Source organism: Candidatus Oscillochloris fontis, assembly GCF_004138135.1.
Lineage (GTDB): Bacteria > Chloroflexota > Chloroflexia > Chloroflexales > Chloroflexaceae > Oscillochloris > Oscillochloris fontis.
Genome location: NZ_RYFD01000015.1, coordinates 15,482 through 37,354, shown reverse-complemented (window position 1 = coordinate 37,354; position 21,873 = coordinate 15,482). Strand labels below are relative to the sequence as shown.

General features: G+C 58.8%; 25 protein-coding genes and 1 tRNA gene. 13 read left to right on the top strand and 13 right to left on the bottom strand.

The annotated features are described in order from the left end of the window. Positions 1 to 41: 41 nt before the first annotated feature. Both EKD03_RS07875 and EKD03_RS07870 read left to right on the top strand, forming a co-directional pair. Complete coding sequence (locus EKD03_RS07875; RefSeq protein WP_129629322.1) at positions 42 to 368, top strand: hypothetical protein; 327 nt, start codon at positions 42 to 44, stop codon at positions 366 to 368. Between the two features lie 2 nt (positions 369 to 370). Then, positions 371 to 745: a DUF2283 domain-containing protein gene (locus EKD03_RS07870; RefSeq protein WP_129629320.1), complete on the top strand. Its 375-nt coding sequence runs from the start codon at positions 371 to 373 to the stop codon at positions 743 to 745. 3 nt (positions 746 to 748) lie between these two features. Here the strand turns inward: EKD03_RS07870 and ppc are convergent, their stop codons facing one another. The 4 genes from ppc to EKD03_RS07850 form a co-directional block, all read right to left on the bottom strand. Continuing rightward, entirely contained in the window at positions 749 to 3,580 is a 2,832-nt protein-coding gene (ppc, locus tag EKD03_RS07865; protein ID WP_129629318.1) for a phosphoenolpyruvate carboxylase, read from the bottom strand. 152 nt (positions 3,581 to 3,732) lie between these two features. Then, on the bottom strand, positions 3,733 to 4,362 hold the full coding sequence (locus EKD03_RS07860; protein WP_129629316.1) for a histidine phosphatase family protein: 630 nt from the start codon (positions 4,360 to 4,362) through the stop codon (positions 3,733 to 3,735). A gap of 65 nt (positions 4,363 to 4,427) precedes the next feature. Next, complete coding sequence (locus EKD03_RS07855) at positions 4,428 to 5,477, bottom strand: dipeptidase (RefSeq protein ID WP_129629314.1); 1,050 nt, start codon at positions 5,475 to 5,477, stop codon at positions 4,428 to 4,430. 3 nt (positions 5,478 to 5,480) lie between these two features. Next, the gene (locus EKD03_RS07850) at positions 5,481 to 5,888 is read right to left on the bottom strand and encodes a DUF3054 domain-containing protein (RefSeq protein WP_129629312.1); all 408 of its coding nucleotides are present in this window, start codon (positions 5,886 to 5,888) and stop codon (positions 5,481 to 5,483) included. Positions 5,889 to 5,990: 102 nt separating this feature from the next. Here EKD03_RS07850 and prfB point away from each other — a divergent pair. From prfB to EKD03_RS07835, 3 genes are all read left to right on the top strand, one after another. Then, positions 5,991 to 7,095, top strand: a protein-coding gene (gene prfB / locus EKD03_RS07845; RefSeq protein ID WP_174842837.1) for a peptide chain release factor 2 whose coding sequence is annotated in 2 segments (ribosomal slippage) — positions 5,991 to 6,062 and positions 6,064 to 7,095 — 1,104 coding nt in all. Because the reading frame shifts where the segments join, the coding sequence is not laid out codon by codon here. Positions 7,096 to 7,140: 45 nt separating this feature from the next. After that, positions 7,141 to 8,457 (top strand): peptidase MA family metallohydrolase, encoded by a 1,317-nt coding sequence (locus EKD03_RS07840; protein WP_161569214.1) that lies wholly within the window; start codon positions 7,141 to 7,143, stop codon positions 8,455 to 8,457. Positions 8,458 to 8,472: 15 nt separating this feature from the next. After that, positions 8,473 to 8,964, top strand: a complete 492-nt coding sequence (locus EKD03_RS07835; RefSeq protein ID WP_174842836.1) for an HIT family protein — start codon at positions 8,473 to 8,475, stop codon at positions 8,962 to 8,964. A 116-nt stretch (positions 8,965 to 9,080) separates the two neighbouring features. Here the strand turns inward: EKD03_RS07835 and EKD03_RS07830 are convergent, their stop codons facing one another. Continuing rightward, positions 9,081 to 9,452 (bottom strand): response regulator, encoded by a 372-nt coding sequence (locus EKD03_RS07830; RefSeq protein WP_129629307.1) that lies wholly within the window; start codon positions 9,450 to 9,452, stop codon positions 9,081 to 9,083. 149 nt (positions 9,453 to 9,601) lie between these two features. Here EKD03_RS07830 and EKD03_RS07825 point away from each other — a divergent pair, with 149 nt between their 5' ends. The 3 genes from EKD03_RS07825 to EKD03_RS07815 all read left to right on the top strand — a co-directional run bounded on the left by EKD03_RS07825 (position 9,602) and on the right by EKD03_RS07815 (position 12,855). Beyond that, positions 9,602 to 11,593, top strand: a complete 1,992-nt coding sequence (locus EKD03_RS07825; RefSeq protein ID WP_129629305.1) for an ArnT family glycosyltransferase — start codon at positions 9,602 to 9,604, stop codon at positions 11,591 to 11,593. Between the two features lie 15 nt (positions 11,594 to 11,608). After that, positions 11,609 to 12,616 (top strand): lysylphosphatidylglycerol synthase transmembrane domain-containing protein, encoded by a 1,008-nt coding sequence (locus tag EKD03_RS07820; RefSeq protein ID WP_129629303.1) that lies wholly within the window; start codon positions 11,609 to 11,611, stop codon positions 12,614 to 12,616. A gap of 164 nt (positions 12,617 to 12,780) precedes the next feature. Then, a tRNA-Gly gene (locus tag EKD03_RS07815) sits at positions 12,781 to 12,855 on the top strand. Between the two features lie 110 nt (positions 12,856 to 12,965). Here the strand turns inward: EKD03_RS07815 and EKD03_RS19065 are convergent. Continuing rightward, positions 12,966 to 13,130, bottom strand: coding sequence for an MptD family putative ECF transporter S component (locus tag EKD03_RS19065; protein WP_420808792.1), 165 nt, complete (start codon positions 13,128 to 13,130; stop codon positions 12,966 to 12,968). Between EKD03_RS19065 and EKD03_RS19060 the strand changes: the two genes are divergently transcribed. The 5 genes from EKD03_RS19060 (at position 13,129) to EKD03_RS18390 (ending at position 14,917) form a co-directional block, all read left to right on the top strand. Beyond that, positions 13,129 to 13,545 carry a CPBP family intramembrane glutamic endopeptidase gene (locus tag EKD03_RS19060; protein WP_420808791.1) on the top strand — a complete coding sequence of 139 codons (417 nt, stop codon included), beginning with the start codon at positions 13,129 to 13,131 and terminating at the stop codon, positions 13,543 to 13,545. The genes EKD03_RS19065 and EKD03_RS19060 overlap by 2 nt on opposite strands. A gap of 93 nt (positions 13,546 to 13,638) precedes the next feature. After that, complete coding sequence (locus EKD03_RS07805; RefSeq protein ID WP_129629299.1) at positions 13,639 to 14,142, top strand: GNAT family N-acetyltransferase; 504 nt, start codon at positions 13,639 to 13,641, stop codon at positions 14,140 to 14,142. Further along, on the top strand, positions 14,135 to 14,311 hold the full coding sequence (locus EKD03_RS18400; protein WP_161569213.1) for a hypothetical protein: 177 nt from the start codon (positions 14,135 to 14,137) through the stop codon (positions 14,309 to 14,311). Before EKD03_RS07805 ends, EKD03_RS18400 begins: the two co-directional genes overlap by 8 nt. Before the next feature lie 127 nt (positions 14,312 to 14,438). After that, positions 14,439 to 14,576: a hypothetical protein gene (locus EKD03_RS18395; protein ID WP_161569212.1), complete on the top strand. Its 138-nt coding sequence runs from the start codon at positions 14,439 to 14,441 to the stop codon at positions 14,574 to 14,576. Further along, the gene (locus tag EKD03_RS18390; protein WP_161569211.1) at positions 14,573 to 14,917 is read left to right on the top strand and encodes a helix-turn-helix domain-containing protein; all 345 of its coding nucleotides are present in this window, start codon (positions 14,573 to 14,575) and stop codon (positions 14,915 to 14,917) included. The genes EKD03_RS18395 and EKD03_RS18390 overlap by 4 nt, the downstream gene beginning before the upstream one ends. A gap of 217 nt (positions 14,918 to 15,134) precedes the next feature. Here the strand turns inward: EKD03_RS18390 and EKD03_RS07795 are convergent, their stop codons facing one another. From EKD03_RS07795 to EKD03_RS19165, 7 genes are all read right to left on the bottom strand, one after another. Beyond that, on the bottom strand, positions 15,135 to 16,166 hold the full coding sequence (locus EKD03_RS07795; RefSeq protein WP_129629295.1) for a radical SAM/SPASM domain-containing protein: 1,032 nt from the start codon (positions 16,164 to 16,166) through the stop codon (positions 15,135 to 15,137). A gap of 56 nt (positions 16,167 to 16,222) precedes the next feature. Continuing rightward, the gene (locus EKD03_RS07790) at positions 16,223 to 16,627 is read right to left on the bottom strand and encodes a hypothetical protein (protein WP_129629293.1); all 405 of its coding nucleotides are present in this window, start codon (positions 16,625 to 16,627) and stop codon (positions 16,223 to 16,225) included. Next, positions 16,624 to 17,037, bottom strand: a complete 414-nt coding sequence (locus EKD03_RS07785; RefSeq protein ID WP_129629291.1) for a hypothetical protein — start codon at positions 17,035 to 17,037, stop codon at positions 16,624 to 16,626. The genes EKD03_RS07790 and EKD03_RS07785 overlap by 4 nt, the downstream gene beginning before the upstream one ends. Beyond that, positions 17,034 to 19,874, bottom strand: a complete 2,841-nt coding sequence (locus EKD03_RS07780; RefSeq protein ID WP_129629289.1) for an SMEK domain-containing protein — start codon at positions 19,872 to 19,874, stop codon at positions 17,034 to 17,036. The genes EKD03_RS07785 and EKD03_RS07780 overlap by 4 nt, the downstream gene beginning before the upstream one ends. 511 nt (positions 19,875 to 20,385) lie before the next feature. Further along, positions 20,386 to 20,571: a hypothetical protein gene (locus EKD03_RS07775; protein ID WP_129629286.1), complete on the bottom strand. Its 186-nt coding sequence runs from the start codon at positions 20,569 to 20,571 to the stop codon at positions 20,386 to 20,388. A gap of 143 nt (positions 20,572 to 20,714) precedes the next feature. Beyond that, positions 20,715 to 21,251: a GTP-binding protein gene (locus tag EKD03_RS07770; protein ID WP_174842835.1), complete on the bottom strand. Its 537-nt coding sequence runs from the start codon at positions 21,249 to 21,251 to the stop codon at positions 20,715 to 20,717. 105 nt (positions 21,252 to 21,356) lie between these two features. Further along, positions 21,357 to 21,608 (bottom strand): GTP-binding protein, encoded by a 252-nt coding sequence (locus EKD03_RS19165; protein WP_238613437.1) that lies wholly within the window; start codon positions 21,606 to 21,608, stop codon positions 21,357 to 21,359. Between the last annotated feature and the right edge of the window lie 265 nt (positions 21,609 to 21,873).

Here is a 21,873-nt window from a genome sequence, read left to right as displayed (position 1 = left end):
TATAATTCACTCTACAAGAATGCGTTCGAGATGAGGTATCTATGTTTAATCGACGCTGGACGATACAAGATCGTTATGGGTATCACATTTATCTTACCGAAGAGCGATGGAATCATATCATTGAAGACATAAATCATCCGGAACTGGCCGACTACGAAGAACACATAAAGGATACCCTTCAAACGGGACGCCGCAAACAGGATACATTGAACCCGCAAAAATACCGGTATAGCAAATCATATGATGATCTCGTTGAATATAATACTCATATTGTCGTGATTGTTCTCTTCCGTTTTAGTGAAGACGAACAAGGGAGACCTGAACCAAATAACTACATCGTTACTGCGTATATGAAGGAGGTGGGATGATAATGATCGAACCAATATATAATTACGACGAAGAGAGTGATACGCTTTCGGTTGTTTTTGAACCAGCAGTAAAAGCAACTGGTATTGAACTAACTGATCATATCTTGTTGCGTATCAATAAAACAACACAGCAGATAGCAAGTATTACCCTACTTGACTACTCATTATTGGTTCAAGAAACAGCATTTGGGCCACGAACATTTCCACTGACAGGGTTAGCTGACCTTTCCGAAGAAACGCGCGATCTCGCACTTGATATCCTTCGTGCATTACCGGTGCGAACCATTTTGCGTATTGCAGCCTATACACCAAAGGATGGGCACATTATCCCCGTTGTGCTTGTTCAGCCGGTTATGGCAGCAGCAAGCACGGTATAATTCCTACCCCGTATTCTTCAACCCGGCTGCCAAGCCATTGATGGACATCAAGACGGTGGTTTCGAGTTGCTCCTGTTCATCCGGATCGGCTTCGCTCCGTAGGCGACGTAGCAATTCGATCTGAATGTAGCTCAGCGGATCAATATAGGGGTTGCGGTGCTGGATGGCGTGGCGCAGTGCGGGGCTTGCGCCGAGCACTTCATCCACCTCGGCAATCGCACAGATCATCTCGCGGGTCAGGTTGAATTCGGCCTCGATGATACCAAAGACGCGCAGTGCCAGTTCCTGATCGCCGACCAACCCGGCATATTGGCGCGCAATCCCCATGTCGGCCTTTGCCATAATCATCTGGGCGTTGTCGAGCAGGGTGCTGAAGAAGGGCCACTGGCGGTACATGGTGCGCAACAGGCTGAGCGCCGATTCCGCTGGGGGCATGTGGTGGCTCGCTGCTTCGCCACTTTCAACCTGCTGCTGCACAAACGTGGCCAGCCCCGAACCTAGCCCGAACCAGCCGGGGATGGTGTGGCGGCTCTGCATCCAGCTAAAGACCCACGGAATGGCGCGTAGATCTTCGATGCGGGCGCTGTTGCGGCGGCTCGCCGGGCGTGAGCCGATGCGCAGGCGGCTGATCTCGGCAATTGGAGTAGCCTCGCGGAAGTAGGTCAGAAATTCGGGGTTGCCGTAGATCAGATCGCGGTAGGTGGTGCGGGCATGATCAGCGATCTGCTCCATCACCTCCAGCCATGCCGCGTCGGGTGCGGGCAAGGTTTCGGGGAACCCGGCGCGCATGACGGCATGGACCACTTGCTCCAGATGACGGTGGGCGCTACGCGGATCGAGATACCGATCCGAGATCATCTCGCCCTGGTCGGTCATCTTGATCTGGCCCTTGAGCGTACCGGCGGGCTGCGCCAGGATCGCCTGGCCCGCCGGGCCACCGCCGCGCCCCACCGCGCCGCCGCGCCCGTGGAAGAGGCGCAGTTGGATGCCGTGGTGCTCCGCGAGCGTGTCGAGTTCGACTTGGGCGCGGTAGAGCGCCCAGTTGGCGGCCACAAATCCGCCCTCCTTGTTGCTGTCGGAGTAGCCCAGCATGATCTCCTGCACATCGCCGCGCAGCCGCAGATGCTCGCGGTAGGCGGGTAGGGTGAGGCAGCGCTCCATGATCGCCGGGGCATGAATCAGATCGTCGCCAGTCTCAAAGAGCGGGACAACATTCAGCAAACTGAAGCGCCCCGGCTCGTAGAGGCCGACCTCGTGGCAGAAGAGGAGCACCGCCAGGATGTCGCTGGCATCCCCCGTGGTGCTGATCACGTAATTCTCGATCACCTGCGGGTCAATCTGTTCGAGCAACGCCGCCAGCATGCGGAAGGTCTGGATCACCTCGGCGGTTTCGGGGCTATAGTTGGAGAGCCGCGTCTCGGAGAGCGGGCGTGGGCTGGCGATCTCGGCACACAGCAGCGCGATCTTCTCGGCCTCGCTTAACTCGACATAATTATCGCAAACCCCGGCAGCACTGAAGAGTTCGTGCAATGCCGCGCTATGCCGCCCGCTATGCTGGCGAATGTCGAGCGTGGCGCTATGCAGGCGGAAGATCGCCACCTTGGCGATCAGATCGCGCAGCAGCCCATCGGCGACCAGAGCCGCGCCGTTGGCATTGAGGCTGGTACGCATCATCTCCAGATCGGCCAGTAACTCATCGCTATGGAAATAGATGTCGGGCTGCGGCTGGGGCGGCGGGTCTTGACCCCAGTGGATCGGGGTGTGGCGGGTATGATCGAGGGTGCGTTCCAGCCGGGCGCGGATGAAATCGATCAACTGGCGATAGGGCTCGCGGGAGTGGTGCGGGCTAATCTTCTGGGCTGTAGCGGGCAACAGATCGCGGTAGTAGGCAATCCGTTCCAACACCTCGCGGCTCACCGGCGCTTGTTGCAGCGACTGGCTCAGGTCGGTATGGAGCGGAGAGAGACATGCGATCAGGTGGCGCAGCATGGCACTGCGCATCAGGCGCACGGTGGCGACCGTCACTTCAGCCGTAACAAACGGGTTGCCATCGCGGTCGCCGCCCATCCAACTGCCAAAGCGCAGGATGGGGCGTAGCTGCCAATCCTGTTCGGGGTAGTGTTCTGCCAACGCCGTAGCCAACTCGCGGTCAAGTTTAGGCAAGAGATCCCAGATGACGCGCTGGAAGTAGTAGAGGCCATTCTCAACCTCATCGAGCACCGAGGGCTTCTCGACGCGCACATCATCACTCAGCCAGAGACCCACAATCTCGCGCTCGATCTGGGTGATCGCGGCGACATGTTCGTGGGGCAACATCGGGGTTGTGCGCAGGGTCAACTCGATCAGCGTATCGAAGATGCGGCGCAGTTTATTGAGCGTGGTACGCCGCCGCGACTCGGTGGGGTGGGCGGTGAGCACCGGCATAATCAGCGCCTGATTGAGCCACGCCTGGATGGCCTCGGCGCTAACGTTGTGGCTACGCAGTGAAGCAACGGCGTCGGTGACACCCTCGGCGCGTGGTGCGGGGTAGCGTTGGCGGTCGCGCACACTCAGCATGCGCAGGCGCTCGACACTCTCGGCCAGATTGACCAGCCCAAAATAGAGTGTCGAAGCCTTGACCAGATCATAGAGTTGAGCCACCGGGCGCTCGGCAATCAGGCGGGTGAGGCGCTCCGCCAATTCGGGGCTGGGCTGGGTGCGCAGTTCGCGTGCCATCTGGCGCACCTGGGCTTCAAGTTCGAGCGCCCTCGCCCCGCTCTGGTTGGTCATCACGCGGCGCAACGCCATTCCCAGGGCATGGATATTGGTCGCCAGCGGGTCACGCTCGGTATTCATGGGTGTCGTTCTCCCCTACTCGGTAACAGTTCACACTACTCGTAGCATCCAGATATTGACGCAAAGACGCCAAGGCGCAAAGCCTTCAATACAACCTTCGCGCTTTCGCGTGAACAATAACGATTCTCTTACCCCACGTGTGAACAACGCCCCTACTCGCCGCCTTCAGCCACCAGATCTTCCAAATGCGCCGCATCATTCAGGCGTACCAGACGCCAACCGTGGCTGCCATAGCGAATCTCAGTCAGCGAGCCATTATCGAGCCACATCTTGCCGAAGTTGCCCAGATCGAGGTCAATGATATGGCAGAGTAGCGCGCGGATGGTGCCACCGTGCGAGACGGCGATGATCGTCTCGCCGGGGCGATGCGCGGCGGCGATCTTCTCTAACGCCACGAGCGCCCGCACTTGCAGTTGGGCGTAGCTCTCACCACCGAGGCGCACCGTGCGCGCCGGGTCGCGCTGATACTCGGCCATGTGGTCGGGGTAGCGCCGGTAAAGCTCTTCGGGGGTCAGACCCTCCCACTTCCCGACATCAATCTCGCGCAATTCGGGCATCGGGATGGGCGTTTTGCCCAGATGCTGGCCAATAATCGCGGCGGTCTCGGCAGCACGGGCAATATCACTGGTATAGAGGGCGCTGGCATCGAGGCGCACCAGTCGCTCGGCGGTGAGGCGCGCCTGGGTCTGGCCGCGCTCATTGAGTGGCACATTGACGTGGCCCTGGTATTGCAGGGTGACATTCCACGGCGTCTCGCCATGGCGAACAAAGATGATGCGCATGAGATACTCTTGGGTATGAGGATCTTGATCGGGGCGACACTGCCGGGGGTATTATACCATCCCCTCTACCCCCCCCACGTCTGCTCCAACACGCGCACCCAGTTGGCATATGCCAGCTTACGCAGATCCTCTGGCCCGAAATGCTCGGCGAGCGCCGCCATCAGATGCGGTAACCCGGCCACATCGCCGATCTCCTCCGGGATGCTCGCGCCATCAAAGTCGGAGCCGAAGCCGACCCGATCTATCCCCACATGTTCTACCAAGTAGCGCACGTGATCCACCATGATGCTGAGCGGCGTTGCTGTGTCATTCCGGCCATCGGGGCGCAAGAAACTCACCGCAAAGTTCAGCCCGACCATCCCATCCGACTCGCGGATCGCCGCGAGTTGCTTGTCGGTCAGGTTGCGGCTGCTGGGGCAGAGGGCGTGGGCGTTGGAGTGGGTGGCGACAAGCGGCGCGGTGGAGATGCGGGCGACATCCCAGAAACCGGCTTCGTTCAGGTGCGAGAGATCGATCATGATTCCTAGGCGGTTGCAGGCGCGGATGAGATCCTGCCCCGCCACGGTCAGGCCGGGGCCAGTAGCGGGGCTGTGGGGGTAGGCGAAGGGCACGCCGTGGCCAAAGGCGTTGGGGCGGCTCCAGACCGGGCCGAGTGAGCGTAGCCCTGCTTGGTAGAAGAGGTCTAATGCCTCTAGCCCCGGATCAATCGCTTCGGCACCTTCAAAATGGAGAATGGCGGCCAAGACGCCCTGTTCCAAGCATGTGCGCAGTTCACTGGCCTGCCGCACCACCTTCAGCGCCCCCTGGGATTCGGTCTCTAGCCGGAAGAGCAGGCCGCTCATCCCCAGCGCCATCTGCTGGCTATAGGCCAGATCGAGGGGTGCGGGCAGGGGCATGCAGTACGCCCCTTCGGGTGGTCGGTCGGGCGTGGTTTCGGTGGGCGGATTGGTGATATAGACCGCAAAGAAGCCGCCCCCCAGCCCCCCGGCGCGCGCACGCGGAAGATCGAGATGCCCGACGTTGCTCTGGGTGAAGAAGCTGCGCTCGCGGCCCGGCTGGGGCCGATAGAGTTCTGCGAGTACATCGTTATGCCCATCAAAGATTGGCCAGTGCATGAATCAATCTCTTCCCAGTGACCCACGTTCCTCCCAGATGGCAAAGATGCCACGCCAGCCGCAGAGGATGAAGAGAGCCACGATAAAGGTGACGAAGTAGAACGAGAACTCACTAAAACGCCCGATCATGGTGGCGCGGATCACCGCCCCCAGCAGCAGCGCGGCGACCCAGGCGATGCTGGTTGTGCGCAACATCTGGAGCGGGTTGGCGGTGGTGTGTGGGCTAAACGCACCAAAGAGCGGCGCACTGATCAGCCAGCCCAGGAGGAAGGGTAAGGCGGTGGTGAAGACCTGGGCGAAGGCCGCTGGGCCAATTGCCGCGCCGTGGCTGTTCCGCCCAATCGCGGCAAAGATCAGCAGGGCGATGATGTCGCCGACGAGGAGCATCAAGAGTCGGTTGGTGGTGGGCATAGATAGTTCTTTACACACGTAGCAGGCTCCAAGAACTATGGTAGCATGCCTCTAGCATACTATAAGTCCAGCTTCCCGGAAGTTTAATAAAGGAGCCTTCTGATGACGACCCAGGATCTACGTGCTGATCTTCAAAGCTTACGCGCCCGTTTTGCCTCGATCCGGGGGCATCTTTGACTTAGCGAGCAAGCAGGATCAGATCGCCACGCTGGAGGAGCGCTCCGCTGATCCCGATCTCTGGAACGACCCGCGCACGGCCCAGGGGGTGATGCAGCAACTCACGCGCCTGAAAGATGACGTTGTGCATTGGACGAACCTTGAGGCCCAGTTGATCAGCCTGGATGAACTGATCGATCTGATTGAGGTCGAAGGTGATGTGACGCTCTATGCTGAACTAGCGTCTGAGTTGCGTACTGCCCAGCGGGAGTTGGCGCAACGCGAACTGGCGCTGTTGCTGAGTGGCCGCTATGATGACCGTGACGCCTTTGTCTCGATCCAGGCTGGGATGGGTGGCACCGATGCCCAAGACTGGGCCGATATGATGCTGCGGATGTATCTGCGCTGGGCTGAAACGCGGGGCTATACCGTCACGATTGTGGACATGAGCGCAGGTGACGAGGCCGGGATCAAGAGTGTCACGCTGGAGTTGCGCGGCCCGTATGCCTACGGCAACATCCGCGCCGAGGCGGGGGTGCATCGTCTGATTCGGCTCTCGCCCTTTAATGCCTCGCACACCCGCCAGACCTCCTTTGCCCGCGTGGAGGTAGTGCCGGAGGTGGATGATGCGCCGGAGGTGACAATCAAGCCCGAAGATCTGCGGATTGATGTCTTTCGCAGTGGTGGTCATGGCGGCCAGGGGGTGAATACAACCGACTCCGCTGTGCGCCTGACCCACCTTCCCACCGGGGTTGTGGTGACGTGCCAGAATGAGCGCTCGCAACTCCAGAACCGCGAGACGGCGATGCGGGTGTTGCGCGGGCGTCTGCTTGAACGCGAGTTGCAGCGCCAACTTGAAGAGCGGGCGCGGCTGCGCGGCGAACATCGCGAGGCGGCTTTTGGTAGCCAGATGCGTACCTACTACCTGCACCCTTCGACCTTGGTGAAGGATCATCGTACCGACCACGAGACCAGCAACGTCTACGCGGTACTGGATGGGCAGCTTGATCCCTTTATCGAAGCCTACCTGCGTTGGAATGTGAGCCAGTAGGGGGAACCTATGCACTATCATTGGCGCGCACTTCTTGGCATTCTGATGCTTCTCTGTGTTATGGCCAGCCAGCCACTTCATGCGCAGACGAGTGAAGCCATTCAGGTGATCAGCAGCAGCGCCCGCCCCGATTTCCCCAACGAGATCGTGTTTGCGTTGGAGGCCACGAGCAGTGCAGCGGCGATCAGTACGGTGCAACTGCTCTACGGCCCCACCCGCAGCGAGGCGGCGCTGATTGTTGATTTGGAACCCCCGGCGCAGCCCCAGGTACGGCTGGAACACCGCCTGGACACCCAGGTCTACTACTACCCACCCGGTACAGAGATGAGTTACCGCTGGCTCATCCGCGATGCCGACGGCAACAGTATCGAAACCCCGGTGCAGCAGTTTGTCTATACCGATGAGCGGTTCGGCTGGCAAGAGCGCACCGTGGGTGAGGTGACGATCTTCTGGTATGCGGGGGGCGATGCGTTTGGTGACGCAGTGGCCGGGACGGTCGAGCAGACATTGAGCAACCTGAGCAACACGCTGAAGGCGAGTCTGCGTGCGCCGGTGCGGATCTACATCTACGCCAGTATCCCCGATATGTATTCGGCATTACAGGCCAACTCCGCCGAATGGATTGGCGGGCAGGCCAATACCGGGCTAGGGGTGATTGTAGCGGCAATTGCCCCTGACAACGAGCGCGAGATTCGGCGCATGATCCCACACGAACTGAGCCATCAGGTACTCCACCAGCACATCGAGAACCCCTACGGCAACCTGCCGCGCTGGTTGGATGAGGGGTTAGCGGTGCATCACCAGGAGGTGCGTGACCGCGAGTACGACCAGTTGCTGATTGAGGCGGCGCAAGAGAACCGGCTCATTCCACTTGAAGCGCTCGCTTCGAGTTTCCCGGCTGACCCTGATCAGGCGCAGCTCTCGTATGCGCAAAGCCGCAGTATTGTCGAGTACATCCTCGACACCTACGGCGAAGAACCGCTTCAGACGATGATCATGGCGTTTGCGGAGGCCACCCCAGTGGAAGAAGCTGTACAGAGCGCCTTGGGGATGAGTGTGGATGAACTGGACGCCGCGTGGCGCAGCGAACTTCCTGCTGCAACCATGCCCGCGCCCGATCTGAGTGGGCCACAGGTCGCCCCGCAAGATCGCTTCCGTGATCCGCCGGTGCTGCCCGTAGGGGCGATCAATCCCGTGCCGACTCCCACCCCCGCCCCAACCACGCTTGGAGATCGGGTGGCGGCACTGCCTGCTTGGGTCACGTTGGGAGGTTCGGCGCTCTTCTGTCTGACCGGGGTGGTGCTGTTGGCGGTGGTGCTGTTGGTGGCGTTACGCCGAATCGGTGTGGACAAGCGCAATTAAGAGCGAGACGAGGACATGGAGACCAAATTCACCCCTTGGCGGATGAACTACATCAAACGCGGGGACAACCCAGAATCGGGCGGTTGCGTCTTTTGCGCGATTGCCGCCGCCGAGCCCAACCATGATGCCCAGAACCTCATCCTCTACCGGGGTGAACGTTGCTTTGTGGTGATGAACCTCTACCCCTACAACACCGCCCACCTGATGGTGTTGCCTTATCTGCACACCTCAGACATGCCCGGTCTTAGCGCAGCGGTGGCGGAGGAACTCTTCAGCCTGACGCAGCGCTGCGTGCGTATTCTGGGCGAAGTCTACGCGCCGCATGGCTACAACATTGGTATGAACCTAGGTAGCATCGCCGGGGCAGGGATTGCCGAACACCTGCATATGCACATCGTCCCGCGTTGGAGTGGCGATGTCAACTTTATGCCGATCATTGGTGGAACCAAACTCATCCCCGAAGATCTGGATGGTACCTACCAGCGTTTGCAACCGGCATTTCGGTGATGGCGTGGGTAGAGACGCAATATCTTGCGTCTCTACCCACGCAATATCTTGCGTCTCTACCCACGCAATATCTTGCGTCTCTACCCACGCAATATCTTGCGTCTCTACCCACGCCATTACCCCAACATCGTATTGATCAACCCGATCAACCGATCCACCTCAAACGGCTTCTGAATAATTACTGCGCCTTCGGCCTCTAGATCGGCAAACCAAGGCTTGCGGTTAAGCGCCGTCATGATGATGATCGGAATACCATCATCCTGCAAGCGTTGTTTGAGATGTTGGAAGGTCTCGACGCCATCCATATTGGGCATCATAATATCGCTGATCACCAGATGAGGTGCGAGCGTTTCTAGGCGCTTCAGCCCCTCCTGACCATCGCGGGCGACAAGCACATCATACCCGGCATTACGCAGCGCATATTCAAGCACCGTCTGTAGTGCCATGTCATCATCCATAATGAAGATGGTGCCTTTATACTGAGTCATGGGCCACCTTTCGGCCTACCATAGGACGATCCAAGATCGCCTGTGCGGGCATGGTTCTGTGGTATTGACTGTCTCTGCATGAACGCTCGCCATTATACCAGAATGCTTCATAGGCAGATACAAGCCACCTTTATGCTATAATCGCCCCGATGCAACGTTCGCGCGCACAAGTCGCACTTGTCTTTTTGGTTGCCCTGCTGTTGCGGGTGATCGGCTTGGCCGATTTCCTCACCGCTGACGAGGTTCACCACTGGATCACGCGCACCGAACGCTTCAGTGCGGCGATCAGTGGAGGGCGCTGGGCTGAGACGATCCTGACCGGGCACCCTGGGGTGACGCTGATGTGGTTGGCGAGCCTGGGGCTGCATCTGGAGCGCACCGCGCTGGCATGGGGCTGGATCATGGCCCCGGATCGGCTCGGTCATCTGGCGTGGTTACGGCTCGGCCCGGTCTTGGCGCATGCGCTTCTCATCAGTGTGGGGTTCTTGCTTTTGCAGCGCCTCATGCCGCGTCATGCTCTGTTAGCGGCACTCTTGTGGGCCTGCTCACCCTTTTTGGTGGCCCATGGTCGTCTGATCCATCTCGATGCGCTGCTGGCCGATTTCTGCACGTTGAGTCTCTTGGCGATCATCCTGGCCTACCGCGAGCCACCGCAACGCTTCTGGCTGGCCCTCTCCAGCCTCTTCTGCGGCTTAGCGCTGCTCACCAAGGGGCCAGCGCTGATCATGCTGCCGAGTATCGGGCTGAGTATGGTGGCGTTGGCCCTGCCACCTCCCCCGACATGGACGTGGCCTAGCGGCAGCACCTGGGTTGTGCGGAGCATCATGGGGGCGATCCCGCGCTACTTGGTGTGGCTCGGCATGGCCTTGGTGGTGGTCGTTGCGCTCTGGCCCGCACTCTGGGTGGTTCCCGATCAAGCCTTGGGGCGCTACTTCAGCGAGATCATCGGCAATGGTGGGCGTGCTAATGGCGATGGCCAATTCTTCTTGGGGCGCAGCGATGCTGATCCAGGGCCGCTCTTTTATCTCATCTCAAGTGCCTACCGCCTGACACCTATCGAGTGGTTGGGTTTGCTGTGCATCCCGCTGTTCATGTGGCACCAGCGCGGCACGTTCGATTGGCCGATGGGGTTGGTGCTGGGCGGCTTCGTGCTCTTTTGGTTCTTTATCATGACCAGTGGGCCAAAGAAGTTTGACCGCTACGTGCTCCCGGCGTGGCCCACACTGATGATCCTGGCCGCTTGGGGGCTGAATAACTTCAGCGCCTGGATGCGCCAGCAGCGCCCTGCCCTGCGCTGGCTCAGCCCTGTGCTGCTGGCCTTCCAAGGTGTAACCCTGGCTTGGTACCACCCCTACTACCTGAGCTACTATAACCCACTGCTTGGTGGTGGCCAAGTGGCGCAACACATGTTTCTGATCGGCTGGGGCGAAGGGATGGATCGGGTTGGTGCGTGGCTCACTGCTCAGCGCGACATCAACGAGGGCCAGGTACTCTCCGCCTTACCCCACACCCTACAACCCTTTTTGCCGGTTCCAGTGCAGGCAGTCGAAGCCCTGGATCGTGCCAACGCCAACTACGCCGTCGTCTACCGCGAGTCGCTTCAACGCGAGGCCAACCCCGACTACTATGCTCGGATTCAGGCGGGCACACCTCTGACTACCATCACGATTCATGGGATTGATTACGCCTGGATCTACCAACTTCCCAAAGCGTATACGACACCCTGGCCGGCGCAGTTCGGGAGCGGTCTGTATCTGCGTGGCTACAGCCTGAGCCACACACCGCAGCAACTGACCGTCACCCCCGCGTGGGATGTACGTAGGCCAATCGGCGCGGATCTGCTACTCTTTTTGCACCTGTATGACAGTACGGGGACGCGGGTCGCCGGGGTTGACGTCACACCTGGGGGAGATGCCTTCCCACAGACGAGTGATTGGCGCAGCGGGCAGCAGATCGCAGTCCCCATCCCACTCGTACTCCCTGCCGACCTCTCCACCGGAACCTACACCCTCGTCATGGGCCTCTACGATCCGCGTAGTGGAGAACGGCTGCCCCTCAGCATAGGCGAAGCTGCCAACCCTGGGATGGCCGGTGCCAACGCGCTCTGGTTAGGGGGCATCGAGATTGCCAACGATTCCTAATTGGAGAACCAACGCATGAGTGCCCCCGAAACCGAGGTAGCCGCGTCAGCGCAGCGTAGCCAGCGCAACCTGCTGCTTGCCATCCGCTTTTTCGTCAGTGGTGGGTTACTCACCTACCTGATCTGGCAAGCCAACCCGGCCAACATCTGGGCGGCGTGGCAACGCGCCAACCCCTGGCTGATCGGGTTGGCGATTCTGCTACAGATGCTCTGCATCGCTCTGAGTGCGCTGAAGTGGGGGGTGTTGTTACGGGCGCACAACCAGCAACAGCCCTATCGTTGGCTGCTGGGCACCTACCTCGTGGGCCAATTTGCCAACAACTTCCTGCCCACCTCGGTCGGTGGCGACGCGATACGGATCGTCCAACTTGGCCGCCGAATCAACAGCTATGCCCAATCGAGTGCCTCCGTCTTTATGGAGCGGCTCACCGGCTTTTTGGCGCTCAGCCTGATTGCCAACGTAGCATTACTCTTCACCTCAACCAACCTCTTTGGAGCGCGGCTCGTCACCGACCCCACCTTAACGCTCCTGGCGCTAGGTTTTGCGCTAGTGGCGATTCTGGCGGTGGTGGTCTCGTTTGCGTCACCATGGTTGCTGGGCCATTTTGGGCGTTACCTCCCCAAGGCGGTGCGCAACCCGCTCCAGAAGATCGCGGACGCCTTTGGCATCTACGCCACTGATCGGCGCACCATGCTGAAGGCGATGGGGCTTTCGTTACTCTTCCACCTGCTCTGGATCAGCCTGCACTACATCTGTGGGCGAGCGCTCCACATTGACGCACCGCTGCTACTCTTCGCGCTCATGGTACCCCTGACCGACATTGTCGGGCTGGCACCGATCTTCTTCAACAACCTAGGGGCGCGTGATCTGGTCTTCACGCTCTACCTAAACCAGATCGGAATCGCCACCAGTACGGCCTTAGCGCTGGCCTTCACCGCCTTCAGTATTCGCCTGCTGGTCAGTTCGTTGGGCGGGCTCGTTATCCTATTTGGTGGGCGAGGTAAGAGTTCACACTTCTCCTAGCTTCCAGGTTTTGACGCAAAGACGCAGAGGCGCAAAGCCTGCAATACAACCTTTGCGTCCTTGCGCCTTTGCGTCAATACGAGATTTCTTTTACCCCAAGTGTGAACAGTTACTGGGCGAGAGTAAGTTGCAGGCTTAGGCCGAATATGGTACATTAGCGGTGTGCGGGTGTAGCTCAGTGGTAGAGCATCTGCCTTCCAAGCAGATGGTCGCGCGTTCGAATCGCGTCGCCCGCTCCACCTAAAACGCCCCTGGCAAACTTGCCAGGGGCGTTCTTCGTACAATTGGTCGCCTTCTCTGCTTGTGGGTTGCTCGCCCACCACAGGCTGTTATGAACCAATCGAGTGGGTCATAGGCCCGACTTGATAAAGTGCTTGCGCAGCAGATTCGCGCCGACCCAGCAACCCAAGGCTGACAGGGCCGCGCCAAACAGCATGATTTCCACCACCAGCAGTGGGTTGAAGTAGGCCGCCTTCATCACGGCGATCTGCTCGGCGGAGTACTGTCCTCCCATGCCGCACGCTTGCAGAATGTTCTGCGTCACGCTGCGTCTGGCGCCTATCTCGCCCTTTGTGTCACCGTTGATCATGATCGAGCAAGTTTGTCGATCATTGACCGGGGGCCGGGCCTCGCCGCATGCAGTATCGCGCCAGCATCGACAGTGGATCACCAGCGGCGTCTGGCCTGACCTGGGCTTGATTGGGCAGGTTGATTTCTTACCGCTGCTGGCGCCTATCAGTGCGATCCTCCTCTGGCTCGTGACCTTCGGGCTCGGTGAAGAGATTGGATGGCGCGGCTTTGCCATGCCACGACTGTTACAGCATACCGAGCCGATCCGCGCCTCGCTGCACTCTGGCATCTACCGTACTTCCTCTACCAGCCATCGTATCAGGCAATGGGGTGGCCGGGCCTGCCGGTGCTGGGGCTAAGCTTCGTGGCGACAGCGTTGGTCTTCACCCATATGATTGAGCGCATAGCTAGAGGATACATCCCATCAAAGAACTTATAGAAAGAAGCAAACGATGGCCGATATGTTGGTCAAGCTCTACCATGTGACGCCCGATCCTTTGTTGATCGCCCGGCTTGCGCAAGAGCAGATCACGCTCAAGCGTGTGCTTGCACCCGACGCCCTGCGCGTCATTCACTTCATCGAAACGAATGCGGAGGCCCACTGGCCCCAGGAGTCCAAAGAAAGCTGGATGGCGGAATGCGCAGCGAGTATGGCGAATCACCCACCAACCTGCTTCGTTGCGGTGCAGCAGCGCACGATCATCGGGTTCGCCTGTTACAATGCCACCGCGAAAGGCTACTTTGGCCCGATGGGTGTCTTACGCGAGGCGCAGGGCAATGGTGTCGGCAAGGCCCTGTTGATCACGTCCTTGCTCGCCATGTGGGACGAGGGCTATGGCTACGCGATTATCGGCTGGCCGGCGCGCAGCGCGATGAATTTCTATGCCAAGACGGTGCAGGCCCAGGTCATTGAGGACTCCTCACCTGGGATTTACCGACGCTTGATTGATGGCTAGCCGCACGGGAGTCGGCTCCAGCCGTGGCGGTGGGCCGCCGGTGCTGCCGTCCGGCACCAGTGAGCCGTTCGGCACCCCGACTCCGCCAGTTTGTCGGCAGCACCGTTGGCTGGCTCGGCCAGACCGGGCGGCTCATTCCACCTGCACCTCGGCCTGGATATTGGTGTGAGTACCGACATGTGCCGCTGGCCACTCCAGGCGCCGGGCGTCGCTGAGAGTCAGCCGCCGCCGGGCGCGTATGTACCTGGGCCGACCCGCTCCAGTTCCTGCCGCAGGCCAACCCGGACACCCTGGCGATGGAGAACGGCACGCTGGTTCTCGTCGTCACTGGCTCTGGCGACCCGACCCTCAGCGAGGCGCTGGTACAGTTGCCGCCGCCGGGCCACCCCGCCGCGACACTGCTGGATCTGGCCGATCCGGAGCGTCTGCTATGAGCGGGGCGGTCCATCCCTACGATGCGGCTCTGGGTGCCCTTCTTCGTGAGCAGCGGCTCGATGCACTCGTCAAACAGCGCGATCTCGCCGAGGCGCTCCATGTCACGCGGGCGACGGTGACACGTTGGGAGCAAGGCATCCGGGGTCTCAATGTCGCAACCTTGCTGACACTCGCTGATACGCTTGGCATTCCCGGCAGCCATCTCCTGCCAGAGGCCCATCGTGAGCGCCTGGATCCGACGCTGGCTGCGATTGTTCACATACTCCTCACTCGACCGGATCTTGTCCCGACCGTGCAGGCGATGTTGGAGATGTTGATCGAGGATGATGCAGGCGAGTAGTTGCTGGCAGCACAGTGGGCAGAACCAGCACTGACTAGACGCAGAGCCTCAACGACAACGACCGTGCCAGAGATACCGACGCGCCTGGTAGCTTGGTGCTCTTGTACTGGCTGACCTAGCTGTGGTGCTTCCTCTTCGACTGGTTTATGAGGCATGATGAGAACCATCTGCCCGGGCTCTGTAGCCCGCATTCTCGGTCGTAAGCGCCAAAGTTGGACTAAGACACCTCTATCTCCTGAGATGAGTTGGTGCGGCAGTTGATCGGGCAGAGGTTCATTTGAGGGAAAAGCGGACAGCCCGATAAACAGTGCGAACGGGTCTGACACTCAGTGCAGCCGCCTGCCGCGTGCTGTGCACGAATCCGTGCGAATGCAGGGTGCTGTTGCCAGATTTCACGCAGTGTTGTTCCACGCAATGGGACGCCTTTGTAGCCCGCTTCGACCATGAATGAACACGGGTAGACTCTGAGATCCTCTGAGACGAATAGCGAGAACCTACCAGCGTCACAACCTTCGAGACTAACGTCGTGCGCATTTCCGAAACGCGCAAGACCTGTGATGGTACAAGTGTCGAAACCTATCCGCCATGGATGTCGCACAGTCGTCGCGAGTCGGAAGAACTCCTCGATTCGTGGGCTCCGATTGGCAAGTAGCCTTTCGTTTGCATGCCGCCCGATCGGCTTGTAATTCAAGAATACCAGTGCATGTGCCCGAGTTAGGAACGTCGGCGGATCTTGCAACCAGGTGATCGCAGTATTGATACTCCGACTCGAGAGAATGAAGTGTATGTTTGTAGTTATCTTGTGCTCTGTAAGTCGTTCGATAGCATCTGCGGTTTCTCGATAAGGCGCATATGCACTCACTGCTACTGCCCCGCAATAGCGCCGTGTCGCTTCGAGCACCGCTTCAGTAAGGCCACGACCGTTCGTTGTGTAATTGGGAACGATCCCAAAATCCTCTCTCGTGAGACGCAGGATTTCCACGAAGTCAGGATGCTGGTTCGGGTTTCCGCCGCCGAGCGCTACCTGGAAGGCATGCATCACTTGTGCTTGCCGGATCACCTCGCGATAGTCGTCCAGGCCCATATGGCGGCCCATCTCGTCCGACTTGCGATAGCAGAAGAAGCAGCCGTGATCACACCAATTTGTGATCGCGATGTCCAGCAGTTCTGGCCCGTGTTCGGCCCAGAACGGCTCCGGCGCACCCACATCTTCGATCCGGGCGAAGAATCCGGAGTGGGGATTGAACATCGCAGTGTACCGCTGCTTCGGAAACCGCTTAAGGATGATTGTAGATGGCCGCTTCGTCACCATGCACACTCCAGGTAGTTGAAGTAGATTCGCTCATTCTCGAGTTCGAACGCATCCGTACAGAAGAATGTCTGAACCATTGTGGTTTCGCTGTCCAGAGTGCCAAAATATGCCTTAAGCCCTTGTCCAGCAGCCTGCTGGAGACGTGCAATCATGGCTGGGGATAGCCGATCTGTGTTGAACCAAGCTTCTGGCGACACCCGTGTGTTGACATGTTTGAGGTCAACATACTGACTCGCGTTGATGACATCGCTGAAAAGTTCACGGAATAGGTCTGCAATCGGCGAGTCGGATGTGACCCCCATGAGTTCAAGGAATGCTCCTTCCTTCAGTTCGTCGTCCGTGATAATAAGGAAGGATGTCGACGAACTATTGGACACGAACCCTGTGCGTATTCTCATGATAATTCTCCTTGAGGCATATCCTCAACGAGGCGTGTCAGAAACTCGAGGCCGTAGGTATCGGTCAGAAACGCATACCCCAGCTTATAGTAATACATCCCGATACTCATGTCGAAGGCTTCTGCAAGCCTAGCTACTATCTCCAACGGGAGGCGTTCCCGGCGGCGTAGATAATCAAAGAAAGATGCGTACTCACGGGCGAAGTATATCGCATAATCTGCCTTGAGATCGAGGGATCGAATAAAGATTTGAGCGTGTAGGTTGTCGATGAGTTGATATGCATAAGAGCCTTGGCTTACTTTGGCGCGCTGTAGCATACGCTCACGAAGCTCCGCGACTGTCATAGGTGAGCGGAGGCAGATGATGTACTCGTCTTGCCCGTGTTCGCTTGTTTTGAAGGGGATAATCATAGCGTGCGCTCCGCAGACACACAAGTGATAAACCTTTCCGATTCGCGGCGAATCAAAGTATCCGATCTGTCGCTAGTGGCATCTGCATGTGCCAGGACGATAAAAGGGGCAGGATCGGGGATGCTGGCAACGGCCACGCTGAGCAAGCGCCACACGAAGGCGCGGTGCCAGCGCAAGCCGTCATGGAGGGCTTCCTGCAAGAGACCGAGCGCGTATGCAGGGTGGCCCGCGATTAACTGACGGAAAACGGTAACTGCTGGCGAGTCAAGCGTTGGGTTTGCACCAATGGGAAGAAGGAGCAGCAGCAAGCGGAATATGGGATCGTAAGGATGCTCCTCATTAGGTGCGAACTCAGGAAGCACCCTGGTCTCGACAAAGCGGCAAAACTCTTCACCCAGCGTATTCTGACCGTAGGAAGCATGGCCAAACGTCGGAACGAGTACATCTGAGAAAAATGACTGGTCTGCGTGCCTAGCGACAGTAAGTAGCATTTCCAAATTGAGAATCGGGAAGACGGAAGTTTCCCAGCGCAACGCGATCTCTCGAGCAAAGTGCTGAGCACGCGCATCGCCAGATGTTAAGACAGCCTCGACGATCTGCCGATCTTCGGCGTCTAAGTACATCGGCGGTACGGCAAACACCTCAGTGTCATAGACGGCTCCGTACCACGAGTGTGTGCGGTAGCTTTCGAAGAACGAACGGTTGGTAGGTATGCGCGACGCATAGAAGAGAAAGCGCTGCATGCCTTCTACGCCCTGGGTGTGCGTTGGTTGTTGCAATGCCACAAGCCGTGCGAACTCACCCGGATTCCGTGCATGCACGTCAAGCAGGTGCTGCGCAAGCAGAAAGTCCCGCATCTCATCGAACGTGAAGCTCAGCACCTCGTTTGGTTCAGCAAGCAGCGAGGGTGCTGGGCCGAGATCGTGGCGCAAGACGAGTTCCTCATCAAGCAAGGCGGTAAGCTCTGCATCCAGTGCAGCCGCCACCACGGTACGGGAGACATTTGCATACTGCCCAGCATCGAGCATGTGTGCGGCGACGAGTGAAAGTACGCGTCTCAACTCTACTCGGTGAACCAACGGGCGTGGCATTGAGCGATCGCTCACAACGGAGTGCTCGGCACGACCCAACTTATCCTCGACATAGCGGCGGAAGATCTCATCGCGGTAGATGCCTGCCACTACAGGTTGCTTATACTGACTATTACGGCCTCGTGCGCCATAAGCCTCGCAGAAAAACCGAAGCAGTAGAACATCCCGCTGGAGAAAATCGATGACGCGACGGGCAACACGACTCGGCCGTACTTTGAAGAATCGGAAGTAGCGTGCAACAAGCTCGCGGTGCTGCTCCTGGTCAAACCGCTGCCCATGGGCCTTCGAAAGGTGAAGGATGGGTGCGAGCGGACCAGACAGCAGTGTACCGAAACGCTGCTCCAGGAACTCGGAGCGGCAAGTCATGAGCACGCGTATATAAGGGTAGCGAACAAGAGTTTCGAGGAAATGCTCGAGTTGCCCGGCGAATGTGCGAACATCAGGATGCTCATTCAGACCGTCAATGACGAGTACGAAGGGCTGTTGTCGCTCGGCACAAGGGGCGGCCAGCGTGGTCAGTCCTTCCTCAAGAGTTGTGACGGCCGACGGAAAAATCAGCTGACGAACAACGTCGTTGAGATCTGAGTAGGGAAAGCGGCTGATCTGACGTGCGGTGATATACGCACACGGAATATTGTGTCGAAGCAGAAATCGCTCGGTGAAGTCGCACAGAAAGTTGGTCTTTCCCTGTCCTGCTGGACCCGTGAGCAGGAATACCCGGGCAGTCACACATCTGAGCTCTGTACTACGATTTCGCAGACGGTATTTCGTTCCCTCGGCAGTCATTTCAATATAATACTGCGTCTCATTGAGGACATGTGCACGAGCCGTGTCGCGCGGTATTGCCGCCCCTCCAGACCTGCCGATCTCGGAGTAGGGCGTCAGCATCATGTCAAGATTCTCGATGTCTTTCATGAATGCCTGCGCTGCGGCAACGGCACGTTCCAGTGTGTCGGCCGCGACCAATGCTTCAGTAGATGGCATGCTAACGGTCGGCACCCCACTCATCGTAGCGAGGCGATTCAAACCCGCTAACGGTTGGCGATTGAACCAGGCGGCAATGCGTTGTATGAACAGCGTGGGGTGAGCAAAGCAGCGGGCTTGATATTTGGTGTCTTGCGTTTCGACAAACACATTGGGGATGTACCGGGCGATCCGTTGCTCCTCTGCAAGCTGTGCCTTTACCTGATTCTGGAGGTGCGGTACCAAGTGGATCTGATGCGTGCCGCGTACGAGGGCTTGCAGTTCGGCATCGATAGCTGAAATATCAGCCATCGGTAGATGCTGGATGCGGGTGAGCAGGTCGTCGAAGGCTAGCACATCTGCCTTAGGATCAAAAGTGAAGCGCCCCTTGGTCGATATTCTCCACTTCGCACGCGTCTCGGTACGGTATCTCGGGACGGTATTGGCGGCAAGCGCGAAGACAAGCCGTGTGAGCGGGAAACTCCCTGCGACCAACGTCTCTATCGTCTGGGTGATCTTGCCAGCCGTTACCTCAGACGTGACTTGCACGCCAAGCCCTGATGATGAATCGTACAAGTCTATACCAGGAAAGTTCGCCGCAAGCGCGTTGGTGTTAGCCAATCCTGGTGCGTTGTACATGCGTCGGAGCACCGGAAGCAGAACGTGCTCTGCCACCTTGTTCCGCGATCCAAGGCCGGCCAGCGCCTCGGCGCGGATTTGATGCGCCAAAATCGCCAGGGATGTACTGATACTGTTGAGCGTTTCGAGCAAGCTAAGCGTCATCGTCTATCTCTACAAGGAGTTTTGTTGACTAGAATTTGAGGGCATCAACCGTCACCTGCACGGAGTGCAGACAGCGACATGGTAGCATAATGCGCTGGCCCTTTGAAATACTCGCTAAAAACGATACATTTACTCCCCCACTTCCTCACCTCCTACCGATGTCCCGCCCCCTCCTAGCCCATCAGCATCCGCTGAGTTCCTGGTTCGCGGCGAGGAGGTGGTGCCTATGGAGCAGCAGCGCATGCATGCCCGCGCCGGTTCATGTCGGTTCGCTTGGTTTCGTCGCCCAGGGAGAGCGCCGGACAGGGGCGCTCGTCGGCATGCCGCCCGTCACTCCTGCGCCTTCTTACTCGCCATGTGGAATGGATTGCCCGACCTCAACGCGCTCCTTACCCCCGTGCTGACCTGGGCGATTACGGCGATCACCACCATCGCCGCGATCATCCTGATCTGGAGCATCTACGAAAACTGAACCCAGAGCCCAAATGGGTTCACCTTACTTGTCATAGGCTCATACCTCCCAGTAGATCGTTGCGAGGACGGTGTTATTGTTCACTAAGAGCCTGCCGTCCGTAGCGAGATGCGCGATCAGATCCTCGAAGCCTAGTTCTTTGCCCTCCATCACAAATGACTGGCTGGCAAAGCGCCCACCATAGCGGGCGATGGCTTCCTCTTTCGGCGGCATGTAGCGCCGCATGGCCCTCGCTCGTGCTCTGCTCACCCAGCCCGTCGTAGTCGTCCTCGATGAGCCGATTCTGGGTGTGGATATGCACTCGCGGGCAACGATCTGGGATCGTGTGCGAACGATTGCTCGCGAGGGCGGAACCGTACTGCTCACCACTAACTATCAGGTCTGCTGTGCGGCAACCACGTGCTCCAGCGGTAGCTCCTCCATGCAACATTGAGGGCCACTTGGAGCGCCGTTGTGTCAAGATCGCCCGGCGTGCTCAGAAAGACCAGATGGGTGCAGGGTGGCTCCTCGCCCCAAGGTTCGCCCAGAGTGACGCTTACACGTGGGCCGACTACCTGGAGGACGGCGCGACGTAAGGGAGCCTCGGCTAGGTAGAGCAGACCCTTCGCACGGAAGACCGCCGCCGGTAGGCTCAGTACCAGATCGCGCAATGCCTTGACCCCAAACGGCTGCGCATTGGTGTAGCTCCAACTCTGGAAGGCAGCCCCGTGGTCGTGTTCGCAGCCACAACTCGCGTCATGCTTGTGGTCGTGGTGTGTCCGTGCTGGCGCGAGATCCAGTTTGTACTGCCCGACACCGAGTAGCAGGTTGAGCGGCACTTCGCCGTGGACTGCTGGCAGGATGCGTGCCCGTGGTACGATCTGGCGCACCCATGCCTCGATAGCGGCTCGTTGCTCGGTATCCACCAGATCAATCTTGCTCAGTACGACGATATCGGTGGCAGTAACTGTTCACACTTCTCCTAGCCTCCAGGCTTTGCGCCTTTGCGTCTTTGCGTCAAAATCGGAATGCTAGGAGAAGTGTGAACAGTTGCTGCTGCCGAAGTCGTTGACCATAACCGCAACCTTAAGACCGTGGTCGGCCCGCAGGATGCGGTTAAGCAGCGTGGTCTTTCCAGCGCCAAGAAAACCGGTCAAGATCGTTAGCGGGATTGGCTGGTCAGGAGCCTCGATGGGCATTGTCACCTCCTCCACGATAGATGCGGGCGGCGCGTTATCGCCGAACCGGGCGGCAGCAGTTACAGTTAGGGCCGTAGGCCGCACGGGCCACCTGCTGGGGCGAGGCGTAGATCGATGTCTGGGATGAGTTCCGCGAGCGTGTGCTGAATGTGCTGAACTCGCGTGTGCAGAGCCCGTGGCAGATCAGGTACTCTATAAGTTCGTTGGCTCGCGACGCGCCCACCGCGCCGGGCGGCCCTCACCCCCTAGCCCCCTCTCCCACGCAGTGGGAGAGGGGGGATCGAACCCATCGCGCTGCGGAATCACCCCGCTCCCGCACGCAGGAACAAGGCCGGGAGTGAGGGCCATC